Origin of the sequence: Undibacterium sp. RTI2.2 (assembly GCF_035018705.1) — a bacterium.
In the GTDB taxonomy this organism is placed as follows: Bacteria; Pseudomonadota; Gammaproteobacteria; order Burkholderiales; family Burkholderiaceae_D; genus Undibacterium.
On the sequence record NZ_JASJXN010000028.1, the window covers coordinates 1 to 21,948 of the forward strand.

Annotated in this window: 20 protein-coding genes, 1 tRNA gene and 1 pseudogene; 15 read left to right on the top strand and 7 right to left on the bottom strand. The window is 46.5% G+C overall.

Features of this window, described 5'->3' with window-relative positions; translation table 11 throughout:
- From QN395_RS14760 to QN395_RS14775, 4 genes and pseudogenes are all read left to right on the top strand, one after another.
- Positions 1–237 (top strand): ATP-binding protein (locus tag QN395_RS14760; protein ID WP_323492365.1); only part of this gene is annotated, 237 nt, incomplete at its 5' end.
- 30 nt (positions 238–267) lie between these two features.
- A pseudogene (locus tag QN395_RS14765) lies at positions 268–495 on the top strand (oxidoreductase); the annotation flags it as partial.
- 33 nt (positions 496–528) lie between these two features.
- Positions 529–951: a cupin domain-containing protein gene (locus QN395_RS14770; RefSeq protein ID WP_323492366.1), complete on the top strand. Its 423-nt coding sequence runs from the start codon at positions 529–531 to the stop codon at positions 949–951.
- Between the two features lie 67 nt (positions 952–1,018).
- Complete coding sequence (locus tag QN395_RS14775; RefSeq protein WP_323492367.1) at positions 1,019–1,846, top strand: SDR family oxidoreductase; 828 nt, start codon at positions 1,019–1,021, stop codon at positions 1,844–1,846.
- Between the two features lie 314 nt (positions 1,847–2,160).
- On the opposite strand, the gene QN395_RS14780 is transcribed toward QN395_RS14775, so the two are convergent.
- The gene (locus QN395_RS14780; RefSeq protein ID WP_323492368.1) at positions 2,161–2,622 is read right to left on the bottom strand and encodes a thioredoxin family protein; all 462 of its coding nucleotides are present in this window, start codon (positions 2,620–2,622) and stop codon (positions 2,161–2,163) included.
- A gap of 107 nt (positions 2,623–2,729) precedes the next feature.
- Here QN395_RS14780 and tsaB point away from each other — a divergent pair, with 107 nt between their 5' ends.
- The 4 genes from tsaB (at position 2,730) to QN395_RS14800 (ending at position 6,117) form a co-directional block, all read left to right on the top strand.
- On the top strand, positions 2,730–3,464 hold the full coding sequence (tsaB, locus tag QN395_RS14785) for a tRNA (adenosine(37)-N6)-threonylcarbamoyltransferase complex dimerization subunit type 1 TsaB (protein WP_323492369.1): 735 nt from the start codon (positions 2,730–2,732) through the stop codon (positions 3,462–3,464).
- A complete protein-coding gene (gene rimI, locus QN395_RS14790; RefSeq protein ID WP_322118540.1) occupies positions 3,464–3,919 on the top strand; it encodes a ribosomal protein S18-alanine N-acetyltransferase in 456 nt (151 codons plus the stop codon). Before tsaB ends, rimI begins: the two co-directional genes overlap by 1 nt.
- A gap of 240 nt (positions 3,920–4,159) precedes the next feature.
- Positions 4,160–5,056 (top strand): uracil-DNA glycosylase, encoded by an 897-nt coding sequence (locus QN395_RS14795; protein ID WP_323492370.1) that lies wholly within the window; start codon positions 4,160–4,162, stop codon positions 5,054–5,056.
- 44 nt (positions 5,057–5,100) lie between these two features.
- Positions 5,101–6,117 (top strand): DUF1853 family protein, encoded by a 1,017-nt coding sequence (locus QN395_RS14800; RefSeq protein ID WP_323492371.1) that lies wholly within the window; start codon positions 5,101–5,103, stop codon positions 6,115–6,117.
- A gap of 62 nt (positions 6,118–6,179) precedes the next feature.
- Here the strand turns inward: QN395_RS14800 and lplT are convergent, their stop codons facing one another.
- A complete protein-coding gene (gene lplT, locus QN395_RS14805) occupies positions 6,180–7,460 on the bottom strand; it encodes a lysophospholipid transporter LplT (protein WP_322118543.1) in 1,281 nt (426 codons plus the stop codon).
- A 331-nt stretch (positions 7,461–7,791) separates the two neighbouring features.
- On the opposite strand from lplT, the gene radA reads away from it, so the two are divergent.
- The gene (gene radA, locus QN395_RS14810; RefSeq protein WP_323492372.1) at positions 7,792–9,177 is read left to right on the top strand and encodes a DNA repair protein RadA; all 1,386 of its coding nucleotides are present in this window, start codon (positions 7,792–7,794) and stop codon (positions 9,175–9,177) included.
- A 187-nt stretch (positions 9,178–9,364) separates the two neighbouring features.
- Here the strand turns inward: radA and hpnE are convergent, their stop codons facing one another.
- Together hpnE and hpnD are read right to left on the bottom strand one after the other, a co-directional pair.
- A complete protein-coding gene (hpnE, locus tag QN395_RS14815) occupies positions 9,365–10,747 on the bottom strand; it encodes a hydroxysqualene dehydroxylase HpnE (protein ID WP_323492373.1) in 1,383 nt (460 codons plus the stop codon).
- A complete protein-coding gene (gene hpnD, locus QN395_RS14820) occupies positions 10,740–11,573 on the bottom strand; it encodes a presqualene diphosphate synthase HpnD (RefSeq protein ID WP_323492374.1) in 834 nt (277 codons plus the stop codon). The genes hpnE and hpnD overlap by 8 nt, the downstream gene beginning before the upstream one ends.
- Before the next feature lie 352 nt (positions 11,574–11,925).
- Here hpnD and QN395_RS14825 point away from each other — a divergent pair, with 352 nt between their 5' ends.
- Entirely contained in the window at positions 11,926–12,777 is an 852-nt protein-coding gene (locus QN395_RS14825) for a hypothetical protein (protein ID WP_323493110.1), read from the top strand.
- 172 nt (positions 12,778–12,949) lie between these two features.
- Here the strand turns inward: QN395_RS14825 and QN395_RS14830 are convergent, their stop codons facing one another.
- From QN395_RS14830 to hpnC, 3 genes are all read right to left on the bottom strand, one after another.
- Positions 12,950–13,654 carry a M24 family metallopeptidase gene (locus QN395_RS14830; protein ID WP_322118548.1) on the bottom strand — a complete coding sequence of 235 codons (705 nt, stop codon included), beginning with the start codon at positions 13,652–13,654 and terminating at the stop codon, positions 12,950–12,952.
- A 119-nt stretch (positions 13,655–13,773) separates the two neighbouring features.
- Positions 13,774–14,034: a hypothetical protein gene (locus QN395_RS14835; protein ID WP_323492376.1), complete on the bottom strand. Its 261-nt coding sequence runs from the start codon at positions 14,032–14,034 to the stop codon at positions 13,774–13,776.
- A 111-nt stretch (positions 14,035–14,145) separates the two neighbouring features.
- On the bottom strand, positions 14,146–14,955 hold the full coding sequence (gene hpnC / locus QN395_RS14840; protein ID WP_322118550.1) for a squalene synthase HpnC: 810 nt from the start codon (positions 14,953–14,955) through the stop codon (positions 14,146–14,148).
- A gap of 344 nt (positions 14,956–15,299) precedes the next feature.
- Here hpnC and QN395_RS14845 point away from each other — a divergent pair, with 344 nt between their 5' ends.
- From QN395_RS14845 to clpP, 5 genes are all read left to right on the top strand, one after another.
- Positions 15,300–16,505 (top strand): efflux RND transporter periplasmic adaptor subunit, encoded by a 1,206-nt coding sequence (locus QN395_RS14845; RefSeq protein ID WP_322118551.1) that lies wholly within the window; start codon positions 15,300–15,302, stop codon positions 16,503–16,505.
- Positions 16,502–19,594 carry an efflux RND transporter permease subunit gene (locus QN395_RS14850; protein ID WP_322118552.1) on the top strand — a complete coding sequence of 1,031 codons (3,093 nt, stop codon included), beginning with the start codon at positions 16,502–16,504 and terminating at the stop codon, positions 19,592–19,594. Before QN395_RS14845 ends, QN395_RS14850 begins: the two co-directional genes overlap by 4 nt.
- 225 nt (positions 19,595–19,819) lie before the next feature.
- Positions 19,820–19,906: transfer RNA gene (locus QN395_RS14855), tRNA-Leu, on the top strand.
- Between the two features lie 28 nt (positions 19,907–19,934).
- On the top strand, positions 19,935–21,278 hold the full coding sequence (tig, locus tag QN395_RS14860) for a trigger factor (RefSeq protein WP_323492377.1): 1,344 nt from the start codon (positions 19,935–19,937) through the stop codon (positions 21,276–21,278).
- A gap of 15 nt (positions 21,279–21,293) precedes the next feature.
- A complete protein-coding gene (clpP, locus tag QN395_RS14865; protein WP_322118554.1) occupies positions 21,294–21,920 on the top strand; it encodes an ATP-dependent Clp endopeptidase proteolytic subunit ClpP in 627 nt (208 codons plus the stop codon).
- Positions 21,921–21,948: the final 28 nt, after the last annotated feature.

A 21,948-nucleotide genomic window follows, 5' to 3' on the forward strand; every position in this document is an offset into this window, starting at 1 on the left:
GCATTGCTGTTCCATCTGATCAGCCATCTCTATGAAAAAACCTCGCTCATCATTACGACCAATTTGTCATTCGGCGAGTGGGTACAGGTCTTTGGTGATGCAAAAATGACTACCGCTTTGCTTGACCGTGTTACGCACCATTGCGATATCTTGGAAACCGGGAACGATTCTTACCGATTTAAGCACAGCAAAAATCGTTCTGAACAAGCCGATAAAATGGAAAAATTTGGACGCTGACAGGTGGTAAATATTGAACGCTGTTTGACAGTAAAACCCTACAACATCCGCACGACCGTCATTTCGCCGGGGGCGGTTGCCACGGAACTTCCCAATTCGGTAACCGATCCAGTGGTCGCCGAGCGCATTCACAAGTTGTATAAAGAGGTTGCCATCCCTGCTGACTCATTTGCCCGTGTTGTCGCATTCGCGCTTAGTCAACCTGAGGACGTAGACATCAACGAAATTTTATTCAGACCAACATTGCAAGCTTATTAAGCTGACTCTAGCGCTAACTCAAGGAATCTCAAAATGGACATCAAGCGTTGTGGTAGTCAAGCGTCAATCAAGGGACCTGCCGAATTTTTTACTGGTAATGTCAGGATTGATCCTCTCTTTAACTTACCCGAGCCAGCTCGCATGTTGGGTGCCAGTGTTAGCTTCGAACCCGGCGCCAGAACCGCATGGCATACGCATCCTCTGGGTCAAGTCTTGCTCGTCACTGCTGGCTGCGGCTGGACACAATGCTGGGGCGGGCCGATCAAAGTAATACGACAAGGCGACGTCATCTGGTGTCCGCCTGGCCACAAACATTGGCATGGTGCGACTAAGGATAACGCTATGACGCACACCGCAATTGTCGAGCAACTCGACGGTAAGGGCGTCGATTGGTTAGAACAAGTCAGCGATGAACAATATCTGGCTGGTGTAGGCGTGGAAGCGGAATCTGCTTGAGCCAGATTCAAAGTAGTCAACTTAAATAATTTATTGAAAAATGGACATTAGAGAAATGGACATCAAAATGACTGACGTTATTGTCGTGATCGGATCGGGATCAATTGGTCAGGCTATTGCCCGGCGGGTAAGCACAGGAAAGCATATATTGCTAGATGATCTGCGTGAAGAGAACGCTAATGCCGCTGCAAAGACCCTCAGCGAAGCTGGATTTGAGGTCAGTACTGCCGTGGTGGACGTGACTTCTCGCGCGTCAGTCCATGCTCTGGTCGAGACCGCGATATCCCTGGGCTCAGTCACGGGTTTGATCCATGCTGCAGGTGTCTCGCCAACGCAGGCATCACCCGCCACCATACTCAACGTTGACTTATATGGCACCGCACTTGTGCTAGAAGAATTTGGCAACGTGATGGCTCGTGGCGGCGCTGGCGTAGTGATTGCTTCGCAGTCAGGACACCGTCTTCCTGCGCTAACTCCAGAGCAAAACAAGGCATTGGCCACTACACCGACGGAAGAGCTATTGGCGCTGCCCATGCTACAAGCAGACCAAGTGGCCGACTCTCTGCATGCCTACCAAATTTCTAAGCGAGGCAACGCGCTACGCGTCATGGCCGAGGCGGTACGGTGGGGCAAACGCGGCGCACGGATCAATACCATTAGTCCCGGCATCATCATCACGCCTCTCGCCAAGGATGAACTATCCGGCCCGCGTGGCGACGGATACCGGCGCATGATAGGACTATCCCCAGCTGGTCGCGCCGGAACTCCCGATGAAGTTGGCAACGTCGGTGCTTTGCTGATGGGGTCCGATGGCGCATTTATCACTGGCAGTGATTTTCTGATGGATGGCGGGGTCACTGCTTCTTATTGGTATGGCGAACTGGCGCCGACTTGATCAGGTTGGCGTTTAGCGACGTACGATCGCGCGTGAGCTATCGGCCACACTCAAATCGTAAATGCTATATTTCTGCTAAATGTCGCGCCAAGAGAACACGATTAAATTGCATACTCCTACATAGTATATATTTATGTCCATATGATTTATGGTCATCAAGCCATATTTATAAAAAATTGGGGGGAGTATATTGAAATATCCAAGGAAAATAACGAATGCTACAAAGTTTTCCTTTAAGCATAAGGTGTTCCCCTTTTTTTCTACGTCGTTGTGTTGAATGCTTTATGTGGCATTAACACTGCACAAGTCCAGCCTCAAGCATTATTAAGAATTAGCTGGCGCAAGCTCCAGCCGCTTGGTATGCCTTGATGTGCGGCGGATTTTGTAGCGGCTGTGTCGTTCCGGGTAGTATTCATGGCGATCTTGTCAGCCTCTTGCTGAGTACCTGTATGAGACGCCATGATGGACTTTAACAAGCGATGCAATTGCATGGTGTCTGGCAGCATGGTGCCAAAAAAATGCACTGTGTCTTGATGTTGTATCAAGATGGTAGGGAAGTTTTCAATATCGATTTCGTCCACTAAGTGCGCCTGATCTTCTATGTCTATCCAGGCGAAACAGACATCGGGATGCTGTTCGGCTAATTGATCGAATGCGATCCGATAAGCTGTGCAGGTGTCGCACCAGGCTGCGCATAAGCAGGCTACTAGCCATTGTTTGCTTGTTAATTGGCTTTTGATGAGTGCCAAGTCTTCAGTGTTCGTTGCTAAGTTCATGCCTGACATTTTAACCGAACTGATGTTATTCCGGCTTGGCGCGCTTGATTCATGCGGATTCAAAGATCAGAGTTTGGGATTGCCTTCGCGCCCTGTAAAATACGGGCATGACAACACTTCTTGCTATTGAAACTTCGACAGAACTTGCTTCTGCTGCTTTACTGATAGGCGATACCCTGATCAGTCGTGAACTGACGGGGGTACAGACCCATTCCCAAGGTATTTTGCCTGCCATACAATCCTTATTGCTGGAGGCAGGTTTGTCGCTAAAACAATGTGATGCGATTGCTTTTGGTTGTGGTCCCGGGGCTTTTACCGGTGTGCGAACTGCATGTGGGATCGTGCAAGGCTTGGCTTTTGGCACCAACTTGCCGATATTGCCCGTCGTGAGTTTGCAGGCGATGGCAGAATCTGCGCGCCAGCAACATGTCTTATCAAATGATGTCGTTGATTATATTGCGGTACTTGATGCACGCATGGGCGAAGTGTATTGGGCGCAATATCGCTATCTAAACAGCGTATGGCAGGTGATGGTAGCGCCGACTTTATCAAAAGCGGAGGAGGTCAGGGCTGTCGTTGATAGCGACTTATCAGATAGTAGCTCGCTGGTATTTGCGCTTGGGCAAGGCGTTGTGCTGCCTGAAAATGTCAGCATGGCTGAATCGTTTTCGGCACATCTACACATAGCTTGCATGCCGCATGCAAGGCAAATAGCACAACTCGCTTTACCTGATTACCTTGCGGGACGCGGTCTGGATGCATCGCAAGCGCAGCCGCTGTACTTGCGTAACAAAATCGCACTGACTACCGCAGAGCGCATGCAATTGAAAGCGGCGAGCTAATGCAAGGCAACTTGATTTTTAGCCGGCTTGGTTTTGAGGATATCGATGATGTCTTAGCGATAGAAAATCAGGTCTACTCACATCCCTGGTCGCGCGGCAATTTTTTAGATTCTTTGTATAGCGCTTATCATTTGACCGGTTTGCGTGATCCGTCGCAAAAACTGATCGGCTATTTTTTATTAATGCCTGTCGTCGATGAGATGCATTTGCTAAATCTTGCCGTAAGTGCCGAGCATCAGGGTTTGGGTTATGCTCGTTTGATGTTGGACAATATGGTAGCAATGGCACGGGAGAAGCAGTGTCTGGCGATTTTGCTAGAAGTGCGAATCAGTAATCAGCGCGCGATTGAGGTGTATCAGCGGTATGGCTTTAAAGAAATCGGGCGTCGAAAAGCCTACTATCCCGCCCACGACAATCTGCGTGAAGATGCGATTGTGATGCGAATAGAGTTGTAAATCTCGTTATTTTAAATTGTAGTGAATTATGATACTGGTGATGAGTATAGTTAAGTTTTCCAGAGAATTATTGGACAATAAGGCATTTTTAGTAAAAATAATGGGGAGTATATTTAATATTGGGGCAGGATTTCGCAATATCCCAAACGCCGCTGCTATTTTTTATCATAAATTTGACTTGTTTCAACTTTATTCAATCTTATCTAATTAGCTATCAACTAAGCCGTCAACTGAGCCATCATGAACACCCCAGAACATAACAATCCAAAGCAACACGATGCAATGCTGGCAGAGCTGGGTATCGGACCTGTCTGGAAATTGCGTGAAACTAACGTCGATGCTGATGCCCGTTCTGGCGTTGACGCTGCGCAGGCAGGTGCCATCATATCGCCGGAAATCATTACCCGCGCTGGTCGCGAGTCTGATCTATCGTCTGAGCAATCACATGCGCAATTTCATGAGCAATCCCCAGATCAAGCACACCAGCCATTAACAGCAATCCCAGTCAACCCATCAACGCCCACTGCCGAACTAGATTGGGGCGCATTAGAAGCCAGAGTTTCTAACTGCCGTGCCTGTCATTTGTGCGAAGGTCGCGCCAAGACGGTGTTCGGTGTCGGTGATCAACATGCGAAGTGGTTGTTTGTTGGTGAAGGGCCAGGCTATAACGAGAATTTACAAGGGCTACCTTTTGTCGGACCCGCCGGGCAGCTACTAGACAACATCCTGCGCGCTTTGGGTATGCAACGTGGCGCCAATACTTATATCGCCAATATCGTCAAGTGTCGTCCGACCGATGCCCAGGGCAAGGACCGAGCGCCCGCACCCGAAGAAGTCGCTGCCTGCTTGCCGTATTTAAAGCGCCAAATCGCATTGATACAGCCAGAAATTATCATTGCGCTGGGTAAGACGGCAGCGATTTCATTGCTGGATTTAAATCCTGAAACTCCCGTCGGAAAGTTGCGCGGCTCGATTCATCATTATCAGGATTTACCTTTGGTCGTGACTTACCATCCAGCGTATTTACTACGTAAGCCAACTGAGAAAAGTAAAACCTGGGAAGACCTTTGTCTGGCGCTACAGGCAATCGCACAGACCACTGCGGTGGCATCGTCGACTATGTTGGCATCGACCTGAAGCTATCAATTTTTGGAACTGAGTTTTTTTGAAACTGAGCTTGGATGCAAACCTACCAGAAACAGTTTCATCAACAATGGCAGCATCTGCAAGACCCGCATGTGCGCGCGCTGGTATGGATGCTGACCTCGCCCAACTTGCTGGCGAGCGATACCGCTGAATACGCAACACCAGATTCAACCGATCCAACAGGTTCAATCAGCGCATCCCGCTGGCATGGACAGATTGCCCGCATTGCGCTGCCTGATCGACAACAATTATTAAGCTGGATTAATCAGCTTGATCAATATCCCCAGGTTTTGCATGACGCTTTGGCGGTACACAAGCATCGCAGGCTAGGACATTATGCTGAAAACTTACTGGCATTTTTTCTGAATCATCAAAGTTTGTCTGGGCTACAAAATTTACTCTTTGCCCAAAATCTGCAAGTACAAGGTGCTAAGCAAGTGACATTGGGTGAGTTTGATTTTTTATTAAATGACGCCCAGGGATTCGTTCATTGGGAGCTGGCCACCAAGATGTATTTGTTCGTCGGTGATCTGGATCAGACCCATAGCAAGTTTGCACTAGACGACTATATTGGCCCCAATCAGCTTGATACCTTTGCCAAAAAAGCGGACAAACTTTTTAATCAACAATTGCTGTTATCTCACCACGCTGCTGCGCAAGCTTTATTGCAGCGAGCCGTGATTAGCACGCAGGCATTGATGAAGGGCTGGTTATTCTATCGTCAACCGATTGCCTCTGCTAATGCGCCGCCAGAGATCGCGCCTGAGCACTGCCGTGGTTATTGGTGGACGCTACAAGATATGGCGGCTATGGCGATAGAGCATGGCGTGATTTTGGAGCGTATGTCATGGCTGGCACCAGCGCAAACCAAGCCGGAGCAGGTGCTGAATCAGGCAATGTTGATGGATGAAATACAGCGCCGCTTTCAATTGCAAAACACGCCGGTGATGTTGGCAATCATGCGTGAAAACGGCGATCTGATGCAGGAAACGTATCGCGGCATGGTGGTACCGGAGCAGTGGTTAGATCTTGCGCAGGAAAGATATAAGTGATCACATTTAAGTGATTAGCGTTACTTGTGCTTGACAATATCTATCTTGAAAAATGGGATTTTTTAAGGCGTTGGCTGACAAGGGTGCTTATGCTCACCAATCAAAGCAACTGAATCAAATTCCAGTTGGTTCAACTGATGTTTGCGCATCACTAAATACATCGTGCTGGCCATAAACAGACCAAACAGGATGATCACAAAATAAATACTGACGTTGAGAGAAATCAGCAGGGCATACAGTCCTAGCATAGTCAGTACGGAGAGGTTCTCATTAAAGTTTTGTACCGCGATGGAATGTCCTGCGCTCATCAACACATGTCCGCGATGCTGCAATAAAGCATTCATCGGAACCACAAAGTAACCGGCCAGTGCGCCAATTACGATGAGCAATGGATAAGCCACCCACACATTGGTGACTAAGGTCATGCTCATTACCGTCAATCCCATCGCAATACCTAATGGCATTACCGTCAATGATTTTTTTAACGGAACAAATCGCGCTGCTGCTACTGCGCCTAATGCAATCCCGACTGCGACTACGCCTTGTAATGCTGCGGCTTTGTCTAATGGCATTTTCAACGCACTTTGCGCCCATTTCAAAACGATAAATTGCAGAGTCGCACCGGCACCCCAAAATAAAGTCGTGATGGCTAAAGAAATTTGGCCCAATTTATCTTTCCATAAATTGACGAAGCAATTAGCAAAATCTTCTACCAATTTTGCCGGATTACGTTCTTGATGTACGTAACAGACCCCAGTATCAGGTATCCGTAAATTGAATAAAGCGGCCAGAGCATAGCAGGCGGTAATCACACAAATCGCCGCTTGCGTCGCTGTAGAAATATTGAAATCGATGAAGGGGAAATCTAAGTTCAGTAACATCGCAGCATTGTGCGGATTGACTAGCGCACCACCTAATACCGTGCCAAGGATGATAGAGGATACGGTTAAGCCTTCAATCCATCCATTGGCGGCAACTAATTTCTCTGGGGGTAATAATTCGGTCAAGATGCCGTATTTAGCTGGGGAGTAGGCCGCGGCGCCAAACCCGACCACCGCATAAGCCAGTAGAGGATGGACTCGGCAATACATTAAGCCGCAACCAAATACTTTGATCAGGTTGGTAAAGAACATGACTTTGCCTTTGGGGAGCGAATCTGCAAAAGCGCCGACAAAAGGTGCCAACAGCACATACGACAAGACAAAGAAGAGTTTGAGGAAGGGAGGCATCCATTCGGGTGACTCCATGGACACCAACAAAGCGATGGCTGCAATTAATAAAGCGTTATCTGCGAGCGACGAAAAAAACTGCGCCGCCATGATCGTATAAAAACCGCGTTTCATTCTTTTTATATGCCTGTTACGTAATGTCACCGACTCGCTTTATACCATGAAAAACCAAGAATATTTGTGATTTACATGGGGCAAGTTTTACAATACTGGTTAAACTATCAGTAGTTTTGCCAATATACCAAACTAGCTTTGGTAAGATTTAGTTTGCGATTGATTGGCAATTTATTAGCAAGCAGATTTATTGTTGCGACGCACCAAATTTAGATTGTATTGACGCTGTAGTTAGAGCTTATTTTTTAAAGCGTATTTTTTAAAGTTTATTTTTGAAGCTTATTGTTAAAGTCGACATCCACGTTTTTTGATGAATTTATTTGTTTAGACCATGGCCAAACCAAAAACCAATTACACCTGTACCGAATGCGGTGGCATCGTCAATAAATGGGCAGGGCAATGCCCTTCCTGCCAGCAATGGAATACCTTGGTAGAGACCATTATCGAAACTAGCGTCAATCGCTATTCTGCCAAACCACAAAGTCTGGCGCAGACTGCGCCTGTACTGAATCTGTCTGAAATCGATGCAGAAGAAATTCCGCGTTTTGGTACCGGTATTGATGAATTTGACAGGGTGCTGGGCGGTGGTCTGGTTGCCGGCGGAGTAGTGCTGATCGGTGGCGATCCGGGGATTGGTAAGTCGACCTTGCTGCTACAAGCACTCGCCAATTTATCTAAGGTCAAAAAAGTGCTGTACGTCAGCGGTGAGGAATCCGGCTCCCAGATCGCCTTGCGTGCCAAGCGTCTGGCGGTTGATGCCCGTGATTTAAAGTTACAGGCAGAGATTCAGCTAGAAAAAATCCTCAACACGCTGGCAGACCACAAACCGCAGGTGGTGGTGATTGACTCCATTCAAACCATGTATTCGGATGCTTTAAGCTCCGCACCCGGATCGGTAGCGCAAGTCAGAGAGTGCGCAGCGCAACTGACGCGGATTGCCAAGACCATGGATATCACGATGATTCTGGTCGGCCATGTCACCAAAGAGGGCGCACTGGCGGGACCGCGCGTGCTGGAGCATATTGTGGACACCGTGCTGTATTTTGAAGGCGATACCCATTCCAGTTTCCGTCTGGTGCGCGCGATCAAAAACCGCTTCGGTGCGGTCAATGAGCTGGGCGTTTTTGCCATGACTGAACGTGGCTTGAAAGGTGTTTCCAACCCGTCCGCTCTGTTTTTGTCGCAGCACGACACGCAGGTTGCGGGTTCTTGCGTGATGGTGACGCAAGAAGGTACCCGTCCTTTGCTCGTTGAGATACAGGCCTTGGTCGACAGTTCTCACGCGCCCAATGCCAAACGTTTGTCAGTCGGCCTGGAGCAAAACCGGTTGGCAATGTTGCTGGCCGTCTTGCATCGTCACGCAGGTGTTGCAGTGTTTGATCAGGATGTGTTTATCAATGCGGTTGGCGGCGTCAAAATTACCGAACCCGCCGCCGATCTGGCGGTGTTGCTGGCAGTCAATTCCTCGATGCGCAACAAGCCATTGCCTCGAGGTTTAGTCGTGTTTGGTGAAGTCGGCTTAGCGGGTGAAATTCGTCCGGCACCGCGCGGACAAGAGCGTCTACGAGAGGCTGCCAAGCTCGGATTCTCGATTGCGATGATCCCCAAATCCAATGCGCCCAAGCAGCCGATTGAAGGTTTGACCTTAATACCCGTCGACAGGATAGAAGAGGCATTGAATAAAATACGGGATGTCGATAGTTATGTAAAAGATTAGGGTAAAAGATCATGGAATATCGATCATTCTCATAACGAGTACGCCATGCTTGGCATGTCTGTGAGAATATCGATTTCCATATACTCCCCCAATTTTTTATGAAATATGCCTTATTGTCTAAGGATTACATGGACAATTTAAATATACTTGTTGGGAGTATATTTTATGGTGCTGTCTTTATATCGCCTTAAGACTTCGCTTGCAAACACAACTTCGCCGCTGCAACACCGCTACGTACCGCGGCCTCCAGCGTCGCCGGATAATCGCCCTTGGTGTAATCGCCAGCGATAAAACAGTTGCTCAGACCAAGATTATTATCCGGTCTGTCTAATGCGGGTGTGCAAGAAAACGTGGCGCGTTTTTCTGAAATAATTTGATGCCATAGTGGGTTTGCCAGCTGCGGCAGTTGGAATACCTGTGCCAGTTGTTGAGCAATAGCCGTCGCTAAGGCCGAATTGCCCAGGGCAATCGCCTGTTCAGACGCGCTGACAACCACCGCTAATAAACCGGCTTGCGAGGGATGTAACTGGCCTCGATCAAAAACAAACTGTCCCCAGTGCTGGCGCTCTGGTTGATCCCGCAGCGCGAAAAAAGTCCGTGAAAGTTGCAGCTTGGTGTCGTATTGAAGATAACAAGTGGTGATAGCCTCATAGCCAAAACCGGAAAGCTGGCGGGTAGTTTCTTCCCTCAGATTGCCCCCCAAAAGACGCGTCGCTTGCTCAGGATTTGTCGCTACGATTAGTGCATCAAACTCTTGCTGATGGCTGGTATCCGCACTTGTAAAATCTAATTGCCAGCCGTGCTGTGCGGTGGGCGTGATGTGCTTCACGGTGGTACCTAAGTGCACATTGCCACCCGCCGCTTCAATCCATTGTCTGGCTTGTTCAGGGAAGAGGGCGGACAAGTCTAGTTTGGGCAGCAGCATGTCGGATGCCGCTCGTTTTGCTCCCAGACTATCGCGTAAAACATTTAAAAATACTTGTGCCGAGGCACGTTCTGGTGGGGTATTTAAGGCAGCAATACACAAGGGATTCCACATTAGCTGACATAGCCGGTCAGTCTGATCAAAGCGCTCCAGCAGCTCGGTCACGCTGCAATCTTGATTCAGTTGCCATCCCATCCAGCGCGCTGTCGTTGAGAATCTGGCCAGCGCGAGTTTGTCTTGCTTATCCAGTCCTTTAGCACGCAACAGCGCCAGAAGCAAATGCAAAGGCGCAGGCAGTTTGGGCGCGATAAATTGCATGCCATCGATGTGGTTTGGATAAACCATCTGCAAGGGCAAGCGCAAAAGCGCCGCGTCCAGATCAATCCCGACTTTGCGCATGATCGCCAGGCTGGCGCTGTAAGCACCTAGCAAAATATGCTGGCCGTTATCCAGCGCATGTCCATGCAAATCCACCCGCCGCGCCCGACCACCCAAGGTGCGTGCCGCTTCAAACAAGCTCACTGTCGCGCCTCGGCTGGCAAGCTCAGTGGCTGCTGCGCAGCCTGCCCAGCCAGCACCGATTACGGCAATGTGTCGAGCAATTCGTGGATTTTGTTTGCGGTTGATCTGATCGAACTTAGCCACGGATGTAAGTTTTCCAGGCTAGCCAGAGTTTGCGGATGGGTGTCAGCGAGACGCGCTGTGTCAACACTTTAAAGTGATCGTCTTTAATTTCTACCAGCAAGGCGCGATAAATGGCGGCCATAATCAGACCGGTGCGCTGCGCTTTACGATCTTCCGCAGGCAGCAGTGCAAAGGCGTCGTCATAGAGTTGCTGCGCCCGATCGTACTGGAACTGCATGAGCGCTTCAAATTCTGGGCTGTGGCGCGCATTCAGAATGTCGGCGGCGGTGACTTTGTGTTGCTGTAACTCATTGACTGGCAAATAAATCCGGCCTTTACGTGCATCTTCACCGACATCGCGAATGATGTTGGTCATCTGGAAAGCCAGCCCTAATTTTTCAGCAAATTGTTTGGTTTGCGGATTTTTGATGCCAAAAATACTGGCGGACAAAATACCGACGACGCCAGCCACATGCCAGCAATATTTTTGCAGACCGATAAAATCGAGATAGCGTGTCTGGTTTAAGTCCATCTCCATGCCATCAATGATCGCCAGCAAATGTGCTCCATCCAAAGCATAGGTTGCCATGTGCGGCAATAAGGCTTTGGTGACGGGATGGGTGGGGTGATTATTCACCATGGCTTGGATTTCACCACGCCACCAGCTGAGTTTGCTGCGGGCAATGCCATCGTCTGTGCTCTCATCAACGACATCATCGACCTCGCGACAAAACGCGTATAGCGCCGTGATGGCTAAGCGTCTTTCATTCGGTAGAAATAAAAAACTGTAATAAAAACTGGAGCCGCTTTGAGCAGCTTTTTGTTGGCAATATTCGTCTGGTGACATGCTAAGTGAGTGAAATTATCTGTAGAGAACTAGTAGTCCGCTGTTAGCTGCGTGCAATGCAGCAATAAGTCCGTATGTTATCCGAAGTGACAGAGACTACAAATAGACAAGGCAGAATTAGAAGGTGGGGCGTTACTTTAATCTGTTTTGCGATGCGCTTTTAGTAAAGTAATCGGATGTTTTGACCTAGAAATACATGTAATGCTTTGTAATCTGATACGTTTTTTGTATCCGGCGCACGCTTTTTTCGTCAAGCTCATATACCATTACGCAATTACTCAAATTAAGCAGTGTATATATTGCAATAGTATTGGGTTTGATTGATTTTGACCAAATGGAATAGCGAATGAAAATGATGAAAAAAACGAGCCTGGTTCTTTTAGCGAGCAGCTTGCTGCTGGTCTTGGTAGCGTGCGGCGGCTTTGTCTACACGACGGTCGGCGGCACAGTTACTGGTCTTGGCAATAGCACCACCTCTGGCGGCACCTTGGTGTTGAGGAATGAAGGTAATTTTGTTCAGCAATTGACATTAGATGGTCCTTTCTCCTTTAAAGTCGCAAGTAATGCTAGCTATACCATCAGTGTTGCGACACAGCCCGCCCAAGTTAATTGTGCGGTAGCCAATGGTACAGGCACCATGACCAGCGATGCCGCAGTAACTAATATTGCGGTGACATGCGTACCTAAGGTGCCTGTGATTGCAACTGTTTCGGGATTAACTGCGGGCTCATTACTCTTGTATAACAATGCGAACGTTAATCTTGATGCCTTGACCTTCACTACCAATATTGCAGGAACTTTTTCTTATTACATTCCAAATGGTTCCGCTTATGCGGTGACTATTGGTTTGCAACCGGCAGCACAGACTTGTACTGTACAAAATGGTAGTGGCACAGCGAGTACTACTAATCCGCAACTAGCTGCCAATGTGCTCGTTAACTGTGTGCCAAGTGTTCCGGTTTCTGTGATTATTACTGGTTTAGGTAGTGGCAAATCAGTGGTGCTGGCCAATGGTGCGGATAGTTTGACTGAAGGTGCAAATGGCACCTTTACTTTCGCTAATTCAGTCTTAGATGGTCAGCCATATGCTGTAACAGTGACGACACAACCGGTTGGACAAACTTGTACCGTGGTTGGTGGTTCGGGTACGGCACGACTAAGTAATCCGACTGGCGCAAGCAATATCCAGGTTAATTGTATATAAGCTCTGATTTAAGCTTGTATAGAATTTAGTAGATGGTTTCTATATAAGTTCCGTTTCTATATAAGTTCTATAACTGAGTTCTATAAATAAGTTTTCCAAAGAAGCCCAGCAAAAGTAAAAAGCCGATCTTTGTAAAGATATCGGCTTTTTACTTTATGAAGCAGGTTAGCTTTTATACGCTTTCGAGTGCGCCATCCTGATTGAAGAAAAACATATCCTCATGTTTAAATCCCCAGCGCCCACCTTTAAGCCTGACAAAAGGCTCGAAGGTAAAAAATGGCACATCTCCCAAACACAAAGTATTACTGGTCTGGATATATTGTCGTTCATCCCGATTAGTGGCAACGCTGTGGCCTACATTGCCGCGGTAATCTAAGTTCACAAAACCACTCTCGCGTATGCGCACGTTGGCCCATTCAAACAACTGTTCAAACGTGGTATCCGGTTTTACGAAGCGTGGCATTTGCTGGTGTAGCTGGTGCAAAAAATGTAAGCCATTTTTAAATTCGAGCTGCTTAGGTTTTTCGCTGAGTTTGCCATCTTCGATGACAAATGAGCGAGCGTAATCTCCCCAGCAATTATCTTTGATCGGACTGAGGTCTATCGTAATCAGGTTGGACATGCCAACCGCTTCCTCACTGGCGCTGTAGTTGTTGCCAGCAATAGATACGCAACTTCTGGACCCCAATAACACCAGGGCAGGGCATTGGTAATACCAGGTTTCCGGGTAACCAGATTCAGATAACAGGGCGTGTGCTTTTGCCGCAAGACTCTGCTCGGTATCTTCTGGCGTAATTAAGGACCCCAAACGCGCCAAAGCGAACTTAGCCGCATGTTGCGCTTTACGGTGCTCTGCAATTTGCAGTTCGGTTGGCATGAGCTAGCTCTTAATGATGTTGAGTTGCGGGTTGATGTACCTAGTGACGTGCCAGATGGTGTATTGGCCGGATAGTGTGATGCGTCAGCAGATTAAAAACAGAATCTGATTTGCCCTACTTATTTTTTACCGCTGCCTGTCACCGCGTGTACCCCAGCCGCCGTTACATCAACCGCAGTACCCACCACCGCACTACCTACTTTGACCGTTGTAGATACCGCCGCGTCTGCAATTGCGATTACGGTGCATCCACTGGCACTCAGACTGCCAAGCAACATGCTGAGGCAACATAATAAGCGGGAGGAAAAAAGAGGAAAAGAATTTCGCATCATTATGCCCGAAAAGAAAATTGCATCGTATTGATCATTGGTGTACGACATGGTATCCGCATAGTAAGGTGCTGTACGCGGCAAAGCTATAATAATTTTGCAACAGCCTGTAATTTATTTGTACTACTCACGCGTACAGAGTTTGTGTTTTTACCCCGACGCTTACATCCAGATTGCGCGCCAGGCAATCACCAACCAATCACTTTTTCCTATGGATGGACGGTGCCTAAAAACATCGCCATGAACAGCGTCAATTTTTTCCAAGATACGTAATCCACCTTGTACAACAAGACGTAATTCCCAACCTATCCTACCTTTTAAACGTTTACATAGTGGGCTTCCGCTTAACAGCATCGTACGTGCTCTGTCGGTTTGAAATCGCATCATTTGCTGCCAATTTTCATTCACTTGCTTATTTGCTATTTGTTGTTCAGTAATACCAAATTGCGTCAGGTCGTCTAAGGGGAGATAGATTCTTTGTTTATGCCAATCGACAGCGACATCTTGCCAAAAATTGATCAGTTGCAGCGCAGAGCAAATTACTGCGGAGTCTTTTAGATTGTCCGGTGTTGTCGCCTTATAGAGATGCAACATGAGCGTTCCGACAGGATTGGCAGAGCGTCTGCAATAATCTAATAATTCAGTAAAGCTTTGATAGCGGGTAATCACCACATCTTGTTTAAATGCGGACAGCAAGTCCCGAAAGGCTTGTAAAGGCAGGCGATATTGCGCAATATAATAATTAAGCTTTTGAAACAAGCCAATGTCACTTATTTCATTTAATTCTATTTTGGTCAATTCCGTTTCATATTGGTTAAGCGCAAACAAACGTTGTTCTGCGGTTGCATCACCTTCATCTGCAATGTCGTCCGCCGTTCTGGCAAAAGCATAAATAGATTCAACTGCTGGACGTAAGTGTTCGGGCAGCAAAATTGAGGCTACAGGGAAGTTTTCGTAATGATCTATTGACATAGCATTGGTTGAAATTGCAATAAAAAATAAATGACTCTAAAGTCATTGGCAAAAAAATGTTGCGCAACTATAATTACTAACCGTTTAGTCAGTAACTGATTGAGTCACTTGAAATGATATTCAAATGGTCTACCCAAAGTATTTTGTCTATCCGTTAGCAGTCAGTAAGTGTTTTGTCATTCATTCCGTTAGAACGTTTAAAAAAAGCTGGGATAAGATTTGAGCAAGACGTAAATAAGATTTAAGCAAGATTTAAGCAAAACTTAAAAGTAATAAATTTTGATTGCCATCCGGCAAACGCATATTCTTGGTATTTACAGCCAGCATAGTAAAGGAAACCCCACGTGCCAACCGTACAAAAAAACTATTTCAGTGAGTTCACTGATGCAAACAAAGCATCTGGCATACGTTTATCTATTGCAAAACATACTCTTGTACTCGGTGTGAGTACCGTACTGTTGCTAACTGCATGCTCAAAGCCAGCAGAAAAAGTAGAAGATATTCGTCCAGTACGAGTCGTCAAAGCTAGTGCAAATAGCGCTGACTCGGCTACGGAATTTTCTGGCGAGGTGCGCCCACGGATAGAGTCACGCCTTGGTTTTAGAGTGGCAGGTAAAATCGTTCTCCGCAAAGTTGATGTGGGTAACTTGGTAAAACGTGGTCAGGTATTGATGCAGCTTGATCCGCAAGACCTGGCGTTAGCGCAAACGCAGGCAAAAGCTGGATTAATGGCGGCGGAGAGCAATCGTGATTTGGCCAGAGCAGAACTCAAGCGTTATCAAGAATTGCGACAAAAGAATTTTGTCGCTGCTACTGTATTAGAGTCCAAAGAAACTACTTATAAAGCGGCTCAAGCGAGTTATGAGCAGGCGCAGGCATCATATAAAAATCAGGTCAATCAATCTGGTTACACGACCCTAATTTCTGACGTAGATGGCGTGGTTACCGGGATTGACGCGGAGGTAGGGCAGGTCGTTGCAGCAGGTACACCGGTAGTGCGCGTCGCGCAATCCGGTGAGATGGATGTGGTTGTAGGTATTCCTGAGGATAAAGTAAATACGATACGCCAAATTTCTGATATCCGGGTACGTTTGTGGGCGAATCAAGGCGAAGTGTTAGAGGCGAAGCTACGTGAATTATCGCCAATTGCTGATGCGGTGACTCGCACTTATACAGCCAAAGTCGCTCTTCCAGCTAATTCTAAAGATGTCAGATTAGGCATGACTGCTTACGTCACTTTCTCTGCTAAAACGCCTAATGCAATGATACGTCTGCCGATGACGGCATTATTTAATGATAAAAATATGACTTCGGTATGGGTCGTTGAGGGTGGTGCTGTTAAATTAGTTCCAGTCATCATTGCGGGTTCTGCCGGACAAGATATATTGGTTGCCAAGGGTGTTGTAGCAGGACAAATGGTGGTGACAGCTGGTGTGAATTTATTAAAAGTCGGACAAAAAGTATCGATTCTTGGAGGCGAGCTTGCGAGTGCCAGTCCAACTACTGATTCCGTTAAAGCAGCTAGCGATGTAGCAGGAGTGGCTAAATGAGCGATTCCTCCCGAGGTTTTAATTTATCGCGGTGGGCTCTGGAACACATTCCATTAACCCGTTACTTAATTGTGGTGCTGTTATTAGGCGGCATTTTGAGCTATGGACGGCTGGGGCAAGATGAAGATCCTCCATTCACTTTCCGTAATATGGTGGTTAGGGCCGTTTGGCCTGGTGCAACTGCTTTGCAGATGGCGGAGCAAGTAACCGATAAACTTGAGAAGAAACTACAAGAGACGCCGTATATAGACAAAATACGCAGCTACTCCAAGCCTGGTGAGACCCTCATCATTTTGCAATTACGCGAATCGACTCCACCAAAAGAGACCGCACAATCCTGGTATCAAGTCCGTAAAAAAATTGGAGATATCAGCAGCACTTTGCCATCTGGTGTGCTCGGTCCATTTTTTAATGATGAATTTGGTGATACCTACGGATCTATCTTTGCTCTGTCTGGCGATGGATTTACCTATGAGCAGGTCAAAGAATATGCGGACTTTGTACGTCAGCAATTTTTGCGCATACCGACAGTTGCTAAGGTTGAGTTGTTTGGCGTGCAAGATGAGAAAATCAATATTGAATTTTCTCAAAAAAAGTTTTCTCAGTTAGGAGTTTCTTTTGACACGATTGTTAGTCAAATTAATTCCCAAAATACGATTAATGCCACAGGTATTCTAACGACCGCAGCAGATAATTTACAGGTCAGGATTTCTGGTGCGTTAGTGACAGTAAAAGATCTAGAAAATCTGCAATTACGCGCCAATGGAACCACTTTTCGTTTAGGTGATTTTGCGACAGTTAAGCGAGAGTATAAAAATCCTCCGCAGGATAAAATGCGCTTCAACGGTAAAGAAGTAATTGGTCTTGGTATTTCCATGGAGCGAGGCGGGAATATTATTGACCTAGGTAAAAATCTCGAAAAAGCGACAGCCGAGGTTAAGAGCAAATTACCTGTTGGTATTCAGATTGAACGCGTTTCTGATCAACCTAAAATGGTTGCGTCTTCTGTTGGCGAGTTTGTCCATACTTTAATTGAGGCCGTGGTTATTGTCTTGGCGGTGAGTTTTCTCGCTTTGGGTTTGCATACTAAACCATTCCGTTTAGATGTATGGCCTGGCTTAGTCGTCGGCTTGACTATTCCTTTGGTGCTGGCAGTGACGTTTTTGTTTATGCGGATATTTGATATTGACCTGCATAAAATTTCTCTAGGTGCCCTGATTATTGCACTTGGACTGTTAGTCGACGACGCCATTATTGCCGTTGAGATGATGGTGCGCAAAATGGAAGAGGGCTTCTCTCGTTTTGATGCCGCGACTTTTGCTTACACGTCAACCGCGATGCCGATGTTGACGGGGACCTTGATTACAGCGGCAGGATTTTTGCCGATTGGTTTAGCTAAATCTGCCGCGGGGGAATACACATTTTCGATGTTCTCAGTAAACACGTTAGCTTTGATTATCTCTTGGTTGGCGGCGGTGTTATTTACTCCTTACCTTGGTTACTTGCTACTCAAGGTGAAGCCATCCTCTAATGCTGACGGTCATCATGAATTATTTGACACACCATTTTATTCACGTTTCCGTAAGCTGGTTACCTGGTGTGTTGAATGGCGAAAAACTACCATCCTCATTACGCTTGGTGTCTTTGGCTTAGGTATTTTCGGTTTTAAATTTATTGAGCAGCAATTTTTCCCTGATTCTAGTCGCCCTGAACTGATGGTGGAGTTGTGGTTGCCAGAAGGAAGTTCCTTCGGGGCGACCGAGGCACAGGCTAAAAAGTTTGAGCAGTTCATTCAAAAACAAGAAGGTGTTGAGAGCGTGACCAGCTATGTTGGTACTGGCAGTCCACGTTTTTATTTGCCGCTAGATCAAATCTTCCCTCAGACGAATGTGGCGCAAATCGTTGTGTTGCCAAAAGATCTTGAGGCTAGAAACGCGCTACGTTTAAAAATCGTCAATGTGTTTAAAGTTGATTTTCCTGAAGTACGTGGACGCGTTAAGGTGTTGCCTAGTGGTCCACCTGTTCCTTATCCTGTGCAGTTCCGCGTGACAGGTTTAGAAGTCGCCAAGGTTCGTGAGGTGGCAGATCGGGTTAAAGATGTCATGCGTGCCAATCCTAATGCTATTGGCGTCAATGATAATTGGAATGAGTCAGTGAAGGTTGTGCGTATCGATTTGGATCAAGATAAATTGCGTGCCTTAGGTGTTACTTCGCAATCAGTAATGCGGGCGGCGAATACTATTTTGACAGGTTCAACTGTTGGACAATTTAGGGATGGCAATAAGCTCATTGATATCGTGGTTCGGCAACCTGTTGATGAGCGATCAACCATCAATGCGTTAGGCGATGCAAATATTCCTACGGCAAGTGGTAAGTCTGTTCCCTTATCTCAAGTAGCAAGAATTAATCTGGTTTGGGAGCCTGGTGTAGTCTGGCGCGAGGGACGGGAGTGGGCAGTTACGGTTCAGTGTGACGTTGTCGATGGCATACAGGGTCCGACGGTTTCCAGCCAGATTTCGCCTAAGTTAGAGAAAATTCGCTCTGAGTTATTACCTGGCTACAAAATTGAATTGGCTGGTGCAGCGGCAGATAGTGGGAAAGCGCAAGAATCAATATCGGCAAATGTACCTTTAGTGATATTCATTATTTTTACTTTATTGATGTTGCAATTGCATAGCTTCTCACGTTCTTTATTGGTATTTTTGACTGGGCCACTTGGTATTGCCGGCGCAGCGATGGCTTTATTACTATTGCATAGACCGTTCGGCTTTGTTGCGCAGCTAGGAGTGATTGCCTTGTTTGGAATGATTATTCGCAATTCGATTATTTTGATTGATCAGATTGAGCAAGATATTCAAGCAGGCGCTTCCGCTTGGGACGCGATTGTGGAGTCGGCTGTGAGGCGTTTCCGTCCAATTATTTTGACAGCCGCCGCAGCAGTTTTAGCGATGATTCCGTTGTCCCGATCAGTTTTTTGGGGGCCAATGGCAGTCGCGATCATGGGTGGATTGATCATTGCGACAGCTTTAACTTTGCTATTTTTACCTGCTTTATATGCTGCATGGTTTAGGGTGAAAAGACCAGTTTGATAGGCTCTGATTGTGAGTGCGAGTCGGGCTTGCTACTGTTTATATAGTGAGCCTGACTAAATAATTGCAAAGCAAACTCTAAAAAAGAGCCACATCGGATTAAAATCCAGTAGAATATGTGGCTGGAGTTGAAATGCCACATGCAATAGTCTTGGGCGACACTTGAATTTCGGGTCGCCCTTTGCTTTTGTGCCAGTTTTTAATTTTGGCAAGTGTTCTCATCCCGCGAGGATGGCGAAATTGGTAGACGCACCAGGTTTAGGTCCTGACGCCAGTAATGGTGTGGGGGTTCGAGTCCCCCTCCTCGCACCACAGAATTTTTTTTATTTGGACGATTTTCATGGCAACTGCAGTCGATACTTTAGATAAATTGGAACGCCGTCTTACTATTTCTTTTCCGATCGCCGATGTGCAATCTGAAGTGGAAAAGCGTTTGAAATTGCGCGCACGCACAGCGAAAGCCCCTGGCTTCCGCCCTGGAAAAGTGCCGATGAAAATGGTCGCCGCGCAGCACGGTTATCAAGTCGAAAATGAAGTCTTAAATGATAAAGTTGGCCAGGCATTTAATGTCGCTGCTAACGAGAATAAATTGCGCGTCGCTGGATATCCACGCATTGAACCAAAATCTGGTGAAGGCGTAGCCGAAGGTAGTTTAGCCTTCGACGCAACGTTTGAAATATATCCAGATGTTGTAGTTGGTGATTTGTCTTCTGCAGAAGTAGAACAAGTTAAAGCTGAAGTATCCGATGCGGAAATTGATAAAACTATCGATATTTTACGCAAGCAACGCGTTCACTTTCATGCCAAAGGTGAGCAAGGTGCTCATGGAGACGGTGGTGACTTATCGGCAAAAAATGGTGATCGTGCGACTTTAGACTTCGTTGGTAAAATTGATGGTGTAGAGTTTGCTGGCGGCAAAGCTGAAGATTTTGCTTTTGTGCTAGGCGAGGGTCGTATGTTGCCTGAATTTGAAGCTGCTACGTTAGGCTTGAAATCTGGCGAGAGCAAAACATTCCCATTGTCGTTTCCATCAGATTATCACGGTAAAGATGTAGCTGGTAAAACTGCAGAGTTCACTGTCACTCTGAAAAAACTAGAGTGGGCACATCTTCCTGATGTTGACGCTGAATTTGCAAAAAGTCTAGGTGTAGACGATGGTGATTTAGTCAAAATGCGCGCTGATATCAAAGAAAATCTTGAGCGTGAAGTTAAAGGTCGCGTTAAAGCTAAAACTAAAGATAGTGTAATGGATGCTTTAGTTAAAGCCGTAGAATTTGATGTGCCAAAATCCTTGGTAGAGCAAGACGGTCAACGCTTGGCAGAGATGACTCGTCAAGACATGGCTCAGCGCGGTATGAATGTTGCAGATGTTCCATTCCCACCAGAATTGTTTACGGCGCAAGCGGAACGCCGTGTTCGTTTAGGATTGATATTGGCTGAGTTAGTAAAAGCTAATAATTTGCAAGCAACTGCTGAGCAGATTAAAGCGCAAGTCGAAGATTTCGCTCAGAGCTATGAAGATCCTCAGCAGGTCGTTAAATATTATTTTAGTGACCGTAATCGCTTAGCTGAAGTTGAAGCCCTTGTATTAGAAGAAAACGTCGTTAACTATGTCTTAGGTAAGTCAAAAGTCACTGACAAGGTGTTACCTTTTGATGAATTAATGGGTAACAACGCGCAATAACTAAAGGGAAATCCAATGACAGGCATTATTCGTGGTTCAGCATTAGATACCAACATGCTCGGTATGGTGCCTATGGTTATAGAGCAAAGTGGTCGCGGCGAACGTGCTTACGACATTTACTCTCGCTTGTTAAAAGAGCGTGTGATCTTTCTAGTTGGGCCAGTAAATGATCAAGCTGCAAATTTAATCGTAGCTCAGTTATTGTTTTTGGAAAGTGAAAATCCTGATAAGGATATTTCGCTTTACATTAATTCTCCGGGTGGCTCTGTATCAGCTGGTATGGCGATTTATGATACCATGCAATTTATTAAGCCTGATATATCCACTTTGTGTACAGGTTTGGCCGCGTCAATGGGTGCATTTTTATTGGCTGCTGGTGCGAAAGGCAAACGTTTCTCACTGCCAAATTCTCGTATTATGATTCACCAACCTTTGGGTGGTGCTCAAGGTCAAGCCTCTGACATAGAAATACAGGCGCGTGAAATTTTGTACCTGCGTGAACGTTTGAATGGAATCCTAGCTGACAAAACTGGCCAGACAGTTGAGCAAATTGCGAAAGATACTGATCGTGACAACTTTATGTCGGCCGAATCTGCAGCGGAGTATGGTTTAATCGATAAAGTCTTAACGCATCGCGCCTGATATACTAAAAATATTGAGTAATTAGAAG

Bases quoted from the DNA above. Each gene is read 5' to 3' on its own strand.
- QN395_RS14775 (WP_323492367.1), top strand. From the start codon at position 1,019: ATGACTGACGTTATTGTCGTGATCGGATCGGGATCAATTGGTCAGGCT.
- hpnD (WP_323492374.1), bottom strand. From the start codon at position 11,573: ATGTCACCAGACGAATATTGCCAACAAAAAGCTGCTCAAAGCGGCTCC.
- QN395_RS14795 (WP_323492370.1), top strand. From the start codon at position 4,160: ATGAACACCCCAGAACATAACAATCCAAAGCAACACGATGCAATGCTG.
- QN395_RS14830 (WP_322118548.1), bottom strand. From the start codon at position 13,654: ATGCCAACCGAACTGCAAATTGCAGAGCACCGTAAAGCGCAACATGCG.
- tsaB (WP_323492369.1), top strand. From the start codon at position 2,730: ATGACAACACTTCTTGCTATTGAAACTTCGACAGAACTTGCTTCTGCT.
- QN395_RS14825 (WP_323493110.1), top strand. From the start codon at position 11,926: ATGATGAAAAAAACGAGCCTGGTTCTTTTAGCGAGCAGCTTGCTGCTG.
- QN395_RS14780 (WP_323492368.1), bottom strand. From the start codon at position 2,622: ATGAACTTAGCAACGAACACTGAAGACTTGGCACTCATCAAAAGCCAA.
- clpP (WP_322118554.1), top strand. From the start codon at position 21,294: ATGACAGGCATTATTCGTGGTTCAGCATTAGATACCAACATGCTCGGT.
- tig (WP_323492377.1), top strand. From the start codon at position 19,935: ATGGCAACTGCAGTCGATACTTTAGATAAATTGGAACGCCGTCTTACT.
- QN395_RS14800 (WP_323492371.1), top strand. From the start codon at position 5,101: ATGCAAACCTACCAGAAACAGTTTCATCAACAATGGCAGCATCTGCAA.
- QN395_RS14850 (WP_322118552.1), top strand. From the start codon at position 16,502: ATGAGCGATTCCTCCCGAGGTTTTAATTTATCGCGGTGGGCTCTGGAA.
- rimI (WP_322118540.1), top strand. From the start codon at position 3,464: ATGCAAGGCAACTTGATTTTTAGCCGGCTTGGTTTTGAGGATATCGAT.
- radA (WP_323492372.1), top strand. From the start codon at position 7,792: ATGGCCAAACCAAAAACCAATTACACCTGTACCGAATGCGGTGGCATC.
- lplT (WP_322118543.1), bottom strand. From the start codon at position 7,460: ATGAAACGCGGTTTTTATACGATCATGGCGGCGCAGTTTTTTTCGTCG.
- QN395_RS14835 (WP_323492376.1), bottom strand. From the start codon at position 14,034: ATGTCGTACACCAATGATCAATACGATGCAATTTTCTTTTCGGGCATA.
- hpnC (WP_322118550.1), bottom strand. From the start codon at position 14,955: ATGTCAATAGATCATTACGAAAACTTCCCTGTAGCCTCAATTTTGCTG.
- QN395_RS14770 (WP_323492366.1), top strand. From the start codon at position 529: ATGGACATCAAGCGTTGTGGTAGTCAAGCGTCAATCAAGGGACCTGCC.